Source organism: Levilactobacillus suantsaii (assembly GCF_004115745.1).
Taxonomy (GTDB): Bacteria; Bacillota; Bacilli; order Lactobacillales; family Lactobacillaceae; genus Levilactobacillus; species Levilactobacillus suantsaii.
This window is the reverse complement of sequence record NZ_QXIL01000010.1, coordinates 1-12,874: the sequence shown is the minus strand read 5'-3', so window position 1 is coordinate 12,874 and position 12,874 is coordinate 1. Positions and strand designations below refer to the sequence as shown.

General features: G+C 52.7%; 11 protein-coding genes. 4 read left to right on the top strand and 7 right to left on the bottom strand.

Annotated elements, in window-relative coordinates; translation table 11 throughout:
* Nucleotides 1-83 precede the first annotated feature (83 nt).
* Nucleotides 84-1,700 carry a helix-turn-helix domain-containing protein gene (locus tag DXH47_RS06445; RefSeq protein ID WP_129032543.1) on the bottom strand — a complete coding sequence of 539 codons (1,617 nt, stop codon included), beginning with the start codon at nt 1,698-1,700 and terminating at the stop codon, nt 84-86.
* Between the two features lie 342 nt (nt 1,701-2,042).
* Here DXH47_RS06445 and DXH47_RS11660 point away from each other — a divergent pair, with 342 nt between their 5' ends.
* The gene (locus DXH47_RS11660) at nt 2,043-2,219 is read left to right on the top strand and encodes a hypothetical protein (protein ID WP_170954972.1); all 177 of its coding nucleotides are present in this window, start codon (nt 2,043-2,045) and stop codon (nt 2,217-2,219) included.
* Nucleotides 2,220-2,293: 74 nt separating this feature from the next.
* Here DXH47_RS11660 and DXH47_RS06440 read toward each other — a convergent pair whose 3' ends face one another.
* Both DXH47_RS06440 and DXH47_RS06435 read right to left on the bottom strand, forming a co-directional pair.
* Nucleotides 2,294-2,485 carry a hypothetical protein gene (locus DXH47_RS06440; protein ID WP_129032542.1) on the bottom strand — a complete coding sequence of 64 codons (192 nt, stop codon included), beginning with the start codon at nt 2,483-2,485 and terminating at the stop codon, nt 2,294-2,296.
* A gap of 49 nt (nt 2,486-2,534) precedes the next feature.
* Entirely contained in the window at nt 2,535-3,701 is a 1,167-nt protein-coding gene (locus DXH47_RS06435) for an acetyl-CoA C-acyltransferase (protein WP_129032541.1), read from the bottom strand.
* Nucleotides 3,702-3,948: 247 nt separating this feature from the next.
* On the opposite strand from DXH47_RS06435, the gene DXH47_RS06430 reads away from it, so the two are divergent.
* Together DXH47_RS06430 and DXH47_RS06425 are read left to right on the top strand one after the other, a co-directional pair.
* A complete protein-coding gene (locus tag DXH47_RS06430; protein WP_129032540.1) occupies nt 3,949-4,911 on the top strand; it encodes a hypothetical protein in 963 nt (320 codons plus the stop codon).
* Nucleotides 4,912-5,001: 90 nt separating this feature from the next.
* Nucleotides 5,002-5,439, top strand: coding sequence for a pyridoxamine 5'-phosphate oxidase (locus tag DXH47_RS06425; protein WP_129032539.1), 438 nt, complete (start codon nt 5,002-5,004; stop codon nt 5,437-5,439).
* A 79-nt stretch (nt 5,440-5,518) separates the two neighbouring features.
* Here DXH47_RS06425 and DXH47_RS06420 read toward each other — a convergent pair whose 3' ends face one another.
* The 4 genes from DXH47_RS06420 to lysS form a co-directional block, all read right to left on the bottom strand.
* Nucleotides 5,519-6,265 carry an amino acid ABC transporter ATP-binding protein gene (locus DXH47_RS06420; protein WP_129032538.1) on the bottom strand — a complete coding sequence of 249 codons (747 nt, stop codon included), beginning with the start codon at nt 6,263-6,265 and terminating at the stop codon, nt 5,519-5,521.
* A 2-nt stretch (nt 6,266-6,267) separates the two neighbouring features.
* Complete coding sequence (locus tag DXH47_RS06415; RefSeq protein ID WP_129032537.1) at nt 6,268-7,704, bottom strand: amino acid ABC transporter substrate-binding protein/permease; 1,437 nt, start codon at nt 7,702-7,704, stop codon at nt 6,268-6,270.
* 285 nt (nt 7,705-7,989) lie between these two features.
* Nucleotides 7,990-9,522 carry a UDP-N-acetylmuramoyl-L-alanyl-D-glutamate--2,6-diaminopimelate ligase gene (locus tag DXH47_RS06410; protein ID WP_129032536.1) on the bottom strand — a complete coding sequence of 511 codons (1,533 nt, stop codon included), beginning with the start codon at nt 9,520-9,522 and terminating at the stop codon, nt 7,990-7,992.
* Between the two features lie 21 nt (nt 9,523-9,543).
* Nucleotides 9,544-11,055 carry a lysine--tRNA ligase gene (lysS, locus tag DXH47_RS06405; RefSeq protein WP_129032535.1) on the bottom strand — a complete coding sequence of 504 codons (1,512 nt, stop codon included), beginning with the start codon at nt 11,053-11,055 and terminating at the stop codon, nt 9,544-9,546.
* Between the two features lie 181 nt (nt 11,056-11,236).
* On the opposite strand from lysS, the gene DXH47_RS06400 reads away from it, so the two are divergent.
* Complete coding sequence (locus DXH47_RS06400; RefSeq protein ID WP_129032534.1) at nt 11,237-12,412, top strand: MFS transporter; 1,176 nt, start codon at nt 11,237-11,239, stop codon at nt 12,410-12,412.
* Nucleotides 12,413-12,874 lie beyond the last annotated feature (462 nt).

Here is a 12,874-nt window from a genome sequence, read left to right as displayed (position 1 = left end):
TTAGCGAAAACGACGAGATATATGGGGATTGAATATCTATGTGATTGTATTCACTAGACGGGGCGAAAAGCAGGCGTGCCAGTTTAGGACAGGACATGCTGGGTCACCAAATTCAAGATGTGGCACCCCACGTTAGCCATGAAGAGGTTCTCTGCATCCGTAAAATCGAGAGTCGTGAGCCGTTTGATCTTATTTAGTCGATAGCTCATGGTCTTGGGATGGATATAGAGGGCCGCCGCACTGTCCTTAATGCTGTGGTTATGGGCGAAATAGGTCGTTAAAGTCCGGTAAAGTTCGGGGTGCTGGGTATTCAAGTCCAGGAGTTCTTCGGGCACCAAGGCACGGAGGTCCGCCGGATTAGTGAGGGGTAATAAGCACCGGTAGAACCCCAGGTCGTTTAGAGTCACTACCCGGGCTTTGGGCAACAGGGCGTCGGCAAGTTGGACGGTTTTAACGGTCTGAGCGACGGCTGTTCCGAAGTTTCTCGGAAGACTCGGGGTGCTGATGCCGACTTGGTAATCACTGGCTGTAGCGGTTTGTAGCCACCGTTGTAAGGGACGTTTCAAGTCGGCTAGAGCAGTAGTTACGGGTAACGCCACGAGGATGCGATCGGGCCGGATTCGAGTCAAAACGGGGACCCAGTGTTGGCGAATAAACGTCAGAATGCGGTGGGCTACGGTGGGCTGTTGACTGAAGGCGTCCGCTGTTTGGGCCGCAGCGGTGCGACACTGGACCAACACTAGGCGATAATGCTGGTCAGCATCCAGATGGAAGTGGGTTAATGCTTGGTTGAGAGTCCCCGGTTGAGTCAGGTTTCCGGCGAACAGGTCGTCGATCAGATCGTTGTCGTAGCTCTGCTGGGCCTGGGTCCAGGTGGTCTGTTGCAAACTAGCCAGTTGTAGGAAGTTAAGGGCGTTTTCGATTGCCATGAAGTCCACGTCGGTAATGGCTTGGTTTTGGGCGAAAACTCCCAAGTAGTGCGGGGGCAACGTTTGATGAGGCAATTTCACCAGAAGTTGTTGGCTAGTCGTTTGGGCCACGGGCGCTCGAAAGTACGTGTGGCTGACCTCGGCGGGAACGGTCGCTAGCTGACGGTCGTTGATCTGAACACGGTCCAGCGGGATGGTGACATCGGTACTTTTCACGAGCGGTTCTTCCCGACCAGCGTGCAAGCGAAAGAGAACCACCGGATTATGAATTAGGCTGGCCAAGGTCTCAAGGACGGCTTGTTGCGAGCCGTCCTGAGCGGCTTGGGTGACGAAGTGTTGGTTGAGCTTCTTGTATTGGTCCAACAATCGTTGCTTATCGGCGAAGAGTCGTTGGGTGACCGCTAGGAAGAGGTCGTTGTAGTCACTCTCGCGGGGGAGTGTGAATAAGGGGAGGTCGTGTTGCTGGCAAGTGGTGATGAGTGCGTGGGGAATGGCAGATGTAAAGTTAAAGTCGGTCAAACGAACAATTATTGCGCTACACTGGCTTTGTGTTAATGCCGTCAAAAAGAGGTTGAGTCTCTGAGGTGAGGTCTGGTAAAATTCCTGTAGCGATGTCACCAGTATTTCGTGGGGCGCCATGTCGTTGGGCGTTTGTTGGTCCCCTAATAAGGCGATGTTGGCGACCGGATTCTGGCGGCCCCGTTTTCCCGCAATCAAGTGGGTGGGACGAAAAGCTGGTAATAATTGTAGATCTGCGACAGTGGTGGTCATCGAATTCCTCCTAGTTCTCTAAATGTAACCCCTTACTTTTTATTTTACACGTTTGTGGATAAAAATGGCGGGCTTTTGGGCGTTCTTTTGGGGCTAAACGCCAACGAACTAGAGAAATTTAGCCGCAAAGGATAACGGGGAGAACTAAAGATAGCTCTTAGCGGTAATAGTAAGCGCTTACATTTGTGTTATACTAAGAGTAATAAGTTTGGTGACAAGTTAATGGGGGTGGCTGCTGGCGCAATCTGCTAAAGGAGTGCGCCCCATGAAACGCCGTCTGACCAAAGAGTGATGGGATTCCGCAGTTGGTGTCGACTTTTTACCCTGTTTTGCAGTTTGAGGATGTCGTCGGTTCAGCTTTGGATGGGCATCTTCTTCATCGCGTACGGGTCGAACCTCTTTAGCAAGGTGATGTTCAAAATTTTTTCTGACACAACGTCAACAGCGGCCCCAGCCACTAAGGAAGACCCAGCTTCGAAGCCGGTGCACCCCGGTGACGAATGGGAGAGTGGCAATTAGGGGCCTAAAGCCTCCTTGAACAACCAGAAAGCGGATCTGAGTAATCCTCAGACCCGCTTCCTGGTTGTTTTTGGTTACTGGTGAATCAGCAGTAGTGATCCTAAGATGAAGCACAGGACCACGATGACCGCTAGCACGCCGCTAAAGTAGCGGGTGAAGTGGCCCGCCTTGATCCATAGTCGGCCGACGATGAGGGCCAGGACCACGATAGCGATACTGGTTAAAATGATAAGTTTTATTTTGACGTCAAAATCCGCAGTCAGCATGGCTGAACTTCCTTCCCGAGAGGTACTTTAAAGCCATTATACCAGAAGCCTAGGGGCGTTCAATCAAAAGGGCGATGCCCATGCCACCGCCAACGCAGAGTGCGGCGAGACCCCGGTGGAGGTCGTTACGCATCAGGTCATGCAAGAGGGTGACCACGATGCGGGTCCCCGAAGCGCCTAATGGGTGGCCTAAAGCGATGCCGCCCCCGTTGACGTTCAATTTGTCGCTAGGGAGTTTTAAGTCGCGCGCAATCGCAACGGACTGGGCGGCAAAGGCCTCGTTGAGTTCGATGCGGTCAAGGTCGGCGACCGTCCAGTGTTGTTGGTCCAAGGCCGCTTGAATCGCGTAAGTTGGTGCGTAGCCCATCAAGGCTGGGTCGATGCCGCTTTCGTGGTAGGCTTTGAGCACGGCCAAGTAGGGCAACCCGGCGGCTTCGGCGGTGGAGCGGCGCATTAGGACCATGGCGGCGGCCCCGTCGTTGAGCCCGGCGGCGTTCCCGGCCGTGACGGTCCCATCCGGTTTGAAGGCGGGCTTTAATGCCGCCAGTTTGGCTGCCGAGGTGTCGGTCCGGACGGCTTCGTCGGTGGTCACCTGGTGGTCGCCCACGGTAACGGGGACGATTTCGGCGTCGAAACGGTGGTCGGCTTGGGCCTGGGCGGCGCGTTGTTGCGAACGCAACGCAAAGGCGTCTTGTTCGGCCCGGCTGACGTGGAATTCTGTCGCGACGTTTTCGGCCGTGATGCCCATCGGCGTTTGGTTGAAGGCGTCCATCAATCCGTCACTGAGCAAACCATCGATCAGGGTCTCGTCGCCCATCTTATGACCCCAGCGGTTCTCCGTGTCCAGGTAGGGGACCTGACTCATGTTCTCGGCACCCCCGACCAGAACGGTGTCGGCATCCCCCATCATAATGGCAGTTTGGCCCAGGCGAATCGCCTTGAGACTTGAGCCGCAGACCTGGTTGACGGTCATGGCGGTACTGCGGACGTCCAGTCCGGCGTTTAAACTGACCTGGCGAGCTAGGTTCTGCCCCAAACCAGCTTGCAAGACCGTGCCAAAGATGCCCTGTTGAATCGTAGTGGGGTCGACGCCACTGGCCTCAACGGCGGCGCGAGCGGCGATGGTCCCGAGTTCGACGGCCGACACGTGTTTAAAGTTGCGGCCGAACTTGCCGATAGGCGTCCGCACGGCGCTTAGAATCACAACATCATCCATTAGTATTAGTCTTCCTTTCCGATAAGTTTCCGAAACTCTAATATAACTGACTTGGCCGCGTTTGTCTTGAAAAATCCTCGGAAAGGCCCCCGATTTAGGGCTTTCTTTACCAGCCGAAGCGGAGTAGATTGGGCAAAAGTGAGGCGACCGCGTATAATGGGGACCAGGAAACACGACCACGTTGGGTGTTGAGATATCACCGGACCTGCGTGGTGGCGAGTCTATTTAGATAAGGGGAATTGTAGTCATGACAGAAACTGATCCGACAACGACACCCTTAACCCCGGCCGAATTTTTGACGCCGGAACGGTTAGCACGGTTGTCTAAGAACCAACAAACTTATGCGGCCCAAATTTTGACCGACTTTTTACACGTTTACCAACAAACGACGGGTAGCACCCGGGCGTGGACACCCACGGGGCTCACGGCGGCGTTGACCGCTTTACCCCTGAGCGTCGAGCAACCGCATAACTACTTTGTGGCGGTGGTCCCGGTACTTAGTGCCTACCTCAAACCCCAAGTCGGTCGTGATTGGCCGGCTTTGAAACAAGCTTTGACGGCAGCCCGGCCCCAATTGGTCGAAAAACACGCGGCCACTGAGGTCAACCAGGAGCAGCACGCCTACGAAAACGTGGTCGCCGAAGTGGAGGGCTGGGTCCAGGACATGCAACGAATGCCGCAGGTGGCTAACCTGAGTACCACTGACCAACGTTACTTTGGTGATATCGTCCACGCGGTGGCTGAACTTCTCTTGACAGGTAAACATCTATCGGTGACGGAGTGGCAAACCGATGCTTTATCCGCCGTGATGTTTGGGCCATTTACCCACTTACTAGCTAAAGAACAACGTGTGGCGGGGCTGTATCAGCTGATTCCGTTTGCGTTGACCGAACTCTTTAGTTACTTGGCGGCTAGTGATGACGGATTGCCGCATGCTCAGGATTTGATTGAGTGGGTGCGGACTCATCACACGGCGCTAGTCACCATGTATGATCCTAAGATGGAAGCCTTCTTCGACCAGGTCACGACGGCCATGCAACGCGAAGGTATCGACATCCAAGATAAAGCGGCCGTGGACCAATTCACCCAGTCGTATCTGCGGACCCACCCAACGTTAGGTCGAGAACTCTTTGCGACCGATCAACAGTTGAAGACCGTCAAGCACCGCGGTAAGCGGCCGGCCTTTAGTCGCAAACGGCGTCGACGGTAGGGTAAAATTATGAACAAACGTTCCCGTGGTTGCCGGTGGTTGTGGTACACTTAAAGTCTAATCTAAAGCAATGAAGGGAAGTTTCGTCTGATGGATCTGACACTGTTCAAAGAGGTCAAGGCCACGACCAATAAGTTGGCGCTCGGCACGTCATTGGCGGGCCAAGCCGACGTTAAAATCGTTAATTTTGTCTGGGATGAGTCCCAACCCGACACCTTGTACTTTTCATCGGTCAAAACTAGTGAGGCCGTGACCATCTATGATCAGGATCCTGACGTGGCCATCATCACGGTGCCCGACAACGGGACGCCCGGCAACCCGTACTTGCGGGCTCGTCACGTGCAACTTCACCGGTCGACCAAAACCATGGTGGACTTGTTACCGTTGTACTTGCAGAGCGTCCCGCACTACCAACAAGTTTGGGATAAGATTGGCTCGACACTGGTGGTATACGCTTTGCAATTGGGGGACGTGAAGGTCGATCCGGGGATCGGTCGCTCCAAGCAGATTCTTCAGTTCGAATCGTAAACTTAAACGAAATTGAAAAAGACGCATCTACAGGCAGTGAAGCTTGCAGATGCGTCTTTTAGTCTCGTGATGCTGGCGCTTAAACGTTGATGACTTTTTGTAGGAAATCCTGGAGTCGTGGGTTTTGCGGGTGTTCAAAGATGTGTGCTGGCGTGCCACTTTCCTGAATCAAGCCATCAGCCATAAAGACGACCCGGTCGGCGACTTCCTTGGCAAAGCCCATTTCGTGAGTCACCACGATCATGGTCATCCCATCCTGGGCCAATTGCTTCATGACTCCCAACACGTCACCGACCATTTCGGGATCCAAAGCGGACGTGGGTTCGTCGAATAACATGATCTTGGGGTGCATCGCAAGTGCCCGGGCGATAGCCACCCGTTGTTGTTGGCCGCCGGACAGGGAGTTTGGTTTCACATCCGCCTTGTCGGCTAATCCCACCTGGGCCAAGAGTTCTCGGGCGCTAGCCTCCGCTTCACTCGGAGTCATTTTCTTCAGTTGAATCGGAGCCAACGTGATGTTTTGCAACACGGTGAGGTGAGGGAAAAGGTTGAAGTGTTGAAAGACCATGCCGATATTTTCCCGCACCAGATTGAGATTGGTCTTGGCATCGGAAAGGTCGTGGTCGTTGATAATGACCTGGCCCTTAGTCGGCATTTCCAGGTCAGTCAAACACCGCAAGAAGGTACTTTTTCCAGACCCGGACGGGCCAATCATGCAGACGACCTCGTTATCTTGGACTTCGAGGTTGAGGCCCTTTAAGACCTCGGTGTCGCCGTAGCTTTTGTGTAGATCGGTCACGCGAACCTTTACTGTATGATCACTCATGATTAGTTAATCCTCCTTTGAACCCAATTCGACAGCCACGTCAGCAGGGTGATGATGATCAGGTAGATGATGGCGATCATCAGCCAAATTTTGAACCCTTCGAAGTTACGGGCGATAATCAATGTCCCGGTCTGGGTCAGTTCGACAATCCCGATGACTGACAGAATCGACGTATCCTTTAACGTAATAATGAACTGATTGATAAACGATGGAATCATGATGCGAATCCCCTGGGGCATGACGACCTTGCGCATAGCCTTCCAGTAGGGTAATCCGAGTGAACGGGCCGCTTCCATTTGTCCCGCATCAACGGCTTGAAATCCCCCTTTGACGAAGGCTCCGGTATAGGCCCCTTCGTTCAACATCAGGGTAATCATCCCGGCAATGAAGGCCGGGATTTTGAACCCATGGCCGATCAGGTCGGGAATCCCGATGTAAATGAAGAATGCCAGGACCATCAACGGCATCCCCCGGAAAATATAGATGAGGGTACTGGAGATGGCCGGACCGAGTTTCCCCGGCATGACGCCTAAGACTCCGAGAATCAAGCCGAGAATCGTGGCCAGAATGATGGAGATGATGGTCAGTTCCATGGTCATCCATAGCCCCTTGCCCAGGGTGTTGAGGTTTTGACTGAACAAGCCGAAGAAGGTCCGGCTGCTGGCGGTCTCGCCGGTGATGGACGATTCCTTGGCGTGCAGGTAACGGTTCAAAATCTTTTGATAGGTCCCGTCGGCTTTAATAGCGGCTAACCCAGCGTTGAATTTTTTAAGTAACGCGGCGTTTTTACCCTTTTTCACGGCAAACCCGTAGTCACCAGCCTCGTGTTGCTTGGAAACGATCTTTAACGGGATGCCGTTTTTGATGCCGTATGACATGACCGGGTAATCTTCGAAGCAGGCAACTGAATTACCGACTTTAACGTCGTTGTACATGGTATTCGAGTCGTTGAAGTATTTGATCTTAAAGCCGTACTTGGCCTGAATCGATTTTCCGAACGTGGCGCCGGCGGTCCCAGTCTTTAAGGCGACGGTTTTTCCTTTGAGCTGCTTAAAGTTCTTGACGGAACTGTCCTTGGTGACCGCCATCACGACCCCGGATGAATAGTAGGGCTTGGAGAAGTCGAAAGTCGCCTTGCGGGCGGACGTGATGTTCATCCCGGCGATGACCCCATCGACCTGATTGGCACTAAGCTGCTGGACGGCGGCGTTGAAACTGAGCGCCTTCAGCTGGTATGTAAAGTGTTCCTTTTTGGCGATGGCCTGCAACAGGTCGATATCGATTCCCTTGTACTTACCGCCCTTGACTTGAAATTCAAACGGGGCGAACGTCGTATCCGTGGCGATGGTGTATTTCGCGGCGTGGGCTTGGGTGGCTAAACCGACCCAACTACCCAACGTGGCGAGCAACACAATCACGGCAACTTGCCATTTCTTCATGGTGAATAACCTCCTACTTAGCACCTTATGTCATAAAATATAACATCATTTCTGATAAACTACAAGCTGAATTCTCAGATTCAACTCATTTAAGGAGCTTTAGACGTAACTTGGCCCCTAAAAGCGGGACTGAACCCCGAAAAAGTTCAGCAACGAGGTCATCAAAAACAAGATATGCCGTAATCCATGATATTTTTTATAACATCAGGTAACTTAAAACCGAAAAAAGTCCAAAAAAGAGCCCGAGACTAAGCTCGGGCTCTGGTTAAACGTCAATTCGGTTAGTTAAGCGTGTTCGTCAGGCAGACTGGCGATGACCCGGTGGGCCACCACGGGATCAGAATCATACGGGGTGTCGACGCCGTTGATCTTTTGGTAGGCGTCTTGACCCTTTCCCGCGAGGACCACTAAATCGTCGTTGGTCGCGTGGGTGATGGCGTGACGAATCGCGGCTTCACGATCAGCGATGTAGGTCGTATGCACGGCCTGGTGGTCGATGCGCTGATCGATTTGTTCGGCGATCGCTTGCGGGTCTTCGTGACCCGGATCGTCAGCGGTCAACACCGCGGCGGTGGCGTAAGCGTTGAGGGCCTTGGCAAAGCCTTCGCGCCGGTCTTCACCCTTGTCACCGGTACTGCCCAAGACCACCACGATGCGGTGGTCGGTGAATTGAGTGTGCAAGAAGTGCAACAGGGCGTTCATGCTCCCCCAATCGTGAGCGTAGTCGATGTAGACCGTGCCATGGTGTCTGGTCGTGATGGATTCCATGCGACCGGGGACCCGCGTGTGGGCCAGCCCCGTTTGCATCTGCGGTACGGTCGCCCCGGCAAGCAAGCTTGCCAGGATGGCCGCCGTAGCGTTGCCCTGATTGAAATCCCCCGGCATGGACACGTGGTAGTCGACCGCTAATGAAGCCAACTCGCTCACTGCCGGGTTGACCGTGAGGGTGAACTCACTAGCGGTCAGGGTATTTTGCTGCGGGTGAATCGAGACGGTCGCCTGGTCCTGGTCGACCCCGTAAGTCCAGATACGACTGGGGTCGGTAGAGACTTTGGCGGCGGCATAGACCTCGTCGAAGTGAGCCGTGTCGGCGTTGATGATGCAAGCCTTCGAATTCAACAACAACTGTTGCTTACATAAGAGGTAGTTGGCGAAATTCGGGTGTTCGTTGACGCCGATGTGATCGGGCGAGATGTTCAAGAAAATGCCCACATCGAAGGTTAACCCGTAGACCCGGTGCAACAGGTAAGCCTGTGAAGCCACTTCCATGACCAGAATCGTTTGCCCGTTGTCGACGGCCTGCCGCATTTCGTGGAACAGGTCGAAGGATTCCGCCGTGGTCAGGTGGGCCTTGAACTGGTCCTCCGGTCGGTTACCGATGATGTGGTTGATCGTCGAAAACATGGCGACTTTGCCCGGTGCCGTTTGGCTGAGAATTTGGTGGGTCAAGTAAGTCGACGTGGTTTTACCTTTGGTGCCGGTGTACCCAATCACGAACAAGTCGTTTTGGGGGAACCCAAAGTATAATTGGGCTGCTAACGACAGGGCTTTGCGCACGTCACTGACCAAAATGCCGGGGACCGTCACTTGGTCATGGTAATCTTGTTCGGCCAAATAGGCGCTGGCCCCGTTGGCGACGGCTTGTTGCAGGTACTGGGACGAAAAATTCAACCCTTTGCAAACGAACAAGCCGTCAGCCCCAATTTTACGGGAATCGTAACCCAGGTCAGCGAACGTGGTCTCAGCGGCCAGTGGGGCGGTCGTGCCCCGGTACAAATCATGCTCACGCAGCAACGTGATCAATTGGGATGCTCTCAATACAGTTGCCTCTTTTCGTGCTTAGTCGTTCGGACGCATGGTTGGGAAGAGCATCACGTCACGGATGGATGTCGAGTCGGTCAATAACATGGTCATCCGGTCGATTCCGATTCCTAAACCACCAGTAGGCGGCATGCCGTATTCCATGGCTTCCAGGTAATCGTCATCGATGCCGTGGGCTTCTTCGTTTCCGGCACTGCGTTCAGCGTCTTGAGCTTCGAACCGTTGCCGTTGGTCGATAGGGTCGTTCAATTCGGTAAAGGCGTTACCGTATTCGTTGCCGACAATGTACAATTCGAACCGATCAGTGAATCGAGGATCCTTGGCGTTCTTCTTGGCTAGCGGTGAGATTTCAACCGGGTGACCGTAGATGAACGTCGGTTGAGTCAAGGTGTCTTGGACCTTTTCTTCGAAGAAGGCGTTGATGATGTGGCCGACCGTCCAGTAGTCTTCGTAATGGATGTTGTTGTCGTCAGCCAGCTTTTTAGCCTGGTCAACGGACATTGGTTGCCAGAAATCGATGCCGGTGACTTCCTTGATGGCGTCGACCATGTGTTGGCGCTTGAAGGGTTGGTCTAAGTCGAGGTCTTGGCCCTGGAACGTTAATTTACCGGAACCGTTGACCTTGTTAGCGGTGTAACGGAAGATGTTTTCAGTTAAGTCCATGACATCGGTGTAGTCGGTATAAGCGGTATACACTTCGACCATGTTGAATTCGGGGTTGTGACGAACATCAGTCCCCTCGTTCCGGAAGTCTTTGCCCAATTCGTAGACCTTTTCGTAACCGCCGACAATCAGGCGCTTCAAGTACAGCTCCGTAGCAATTCGCAGGTACAACGGAATATCAAAAGCGTTGGACTTGGTGATGAATGGCCGGGCTTCGGCCCCACCAGCTGCCGTTTGTAAGACAGGGGTGTCGACTTCGAGGTAGCCGTTGTTGTCCAAGTATTCACGAATAGCCTTCTTGATTTGAGCGACCTTGATGAACCGGTCGAAACTGTCCCGGTTAGAAATCAGATCCAAGTACCGCTTCCGGTAAATGGTTTCCTTATCAGTCAAGCCATGCCACTTGTCGGGTAATGGCCGGAGGGCTTTGGACAGGAAGGTTAATTCCGTGATCCGCAGCGTTAAGGCGCCGGTGTTAGTCTTGATGACGTAAGCTTTGACCCCGATGAAGTCCCCTAAGTCGAGTGACTTGAAGAGGTCGTAGGTGTCTTCGCCAAGTTCGTCCTGGCGTGCGTACCCCTGGATAACGCCCGTCCGGTCAAGCAAGTCTATGAAGCCAGCCTTACCACTGCCGCGTTTACCGGTGATCCGGCCCGCGAGTGTGACGTAGTGCTTATCATCCATCAAGTCTTCCTTAGTGAACTGGTCGAACTTTTCGTTGACGGACTTAGCATTGTCGCTCCGGTCGAAACGGTGACCGAAGGGGGCAATGCCTTCCTCACGAAGATGATCCATTTTATCGCGACGAACCTGCATTTGGTCGTTCAAATCGGGTTGTGCGGTATTCTTCTTTTGGTTGTTACCCATTTTGTATCCTCCTATATAAGTAGTGGCTCAATTGAAAAAACGATTGAACCCAGACCTCCCTTAAATTTAGTCGATTTTCGTCGAATAAGCAACCCCTGGCGGTCGGGACAGACGATTGGGGACGTTAGACAGACGGAAAAGAACATGTTAGGCTAATGGCTAACGTTAGGAGGGGATTGGGATGTTGAAGCTCGGACGCCAAGTTTGGCCGTTACTCGTTTTAGGGCTATTGATCAATACGGCCTATAGCGTGATGTGGCCACTGACGACCATTTATCTGCATAATGATCTGCAATTGTCGCTGGTGACCAGCGGCTGGATCCTGGCGGCGTATTCGGGTTGCAACGTGCTGGGCGGCTATTTAGGCGGTCTGTTGGGGGACCGATACGCCGTCAAACGAGTCGGTCTGGCGTTACTGGTGGCATTGATTGCCGATGCACTGGTTGGGCTATGGTGGAACAACGTGTGGGGCTACCCGGTCGTTTTGATTGTGTTTGGCCTATTGACCGGGGGGATGCTCACCTTGATCACGACGCTGACGGCCCAACTCAGCCGGGCTAACGGACGACTCTTTAATTTGCTGTATATTTTCATTAATCTGGGACTCGTTGTGGGGACAGCCAGTATTGGGGTATTGTTTCATCGAAGCTTACGGCCCATTTTCAGCCTATTACTGGTTTGCTACGGGTTAGCGACAATTTTATGGGAGCGTTATGCTGACCGGTTAACGGTGAGTGGCCAACCGGTAGCAGACCCTTCTGCCGAGCAAGCTAACCGACCGACTAACCGCCGACGCTTAGGCCGTTTGACCCTAGGCGTCCTGTTGATTAGTCTGGTGCTGATGTGGGGGACTTATGCACAATGGATGAGCAACGTTTCTATCTATATCCAAAATTTAGGCTTAAGCGTGAGTGTTTACAGCCATTTGTGGGTCTATAACGGGTTGTTGTTGATTCTTGTTCAAGGTGCGATGGCGCGGGTCAGTCGCTTACGCTCACTCCCTTGGCAAATCATCGGCGGCTTGGTGGCCATTAGTGGGTCGTTTCTACTATTAAGTACGGCACACCAAATTGGTGGACTGTTTGCGGCGATGACCCTGCTGACCATCGGGGAAGCCGTCTACGTTCCGGGGGTGCCGGCGTTAATCAATGCGTACACGATCGGTAATGAAGGTAAATACCAGGGATTAGTCAACGCGTTCTCATCGTTGGGTAAGGCCTTGGGTCCCGTTGCTGGTGGCTGGCTCATCGGTCAGGCAGCTGGATATAGTGGCTTGCTTCTGGTGTGCATGGCAGTCAATGCCGGCGTCGTGGTCCTAGTAATTCTGGGGAGCAGCCGATTTTTACGGCGGTCTTAAAAATGATAACGAACCATCATGGGATAAATAATCGATAATTCTCCGAACGCCCCGGCTGAAGAAACTTGTTTTCAGCCGGGGCGTTCGTGTTTGAAAATAATTTCAATTTGTTGCAAATTATGGTTGACGTGGTGGACTAGGCTTGGTATAGTTATACACGTTGTCACGACGAGTCACTAACTAGACCAATTTGAATGATTGAAATTAGTTGTTGACGAAATGATAACGAAATGTTATTCTAATTAAGTTGTCGCTTGGCGATGACGAATCAGCGAGAAACGTTGTCAAATCAAACTTCTTGTTGACAAGCATATCAGCTAAATGGTATGATGATTAAGTTGTTTGCTTCGGCGGATAACGAGTAGACCTTTGAAAACTGAACATTGTTTCGACAAACCAAATATGTGTAGGGCGGTTTGAATTTATTCAAACCCAAACAATATTTGCGAAGTCAATTCGCTT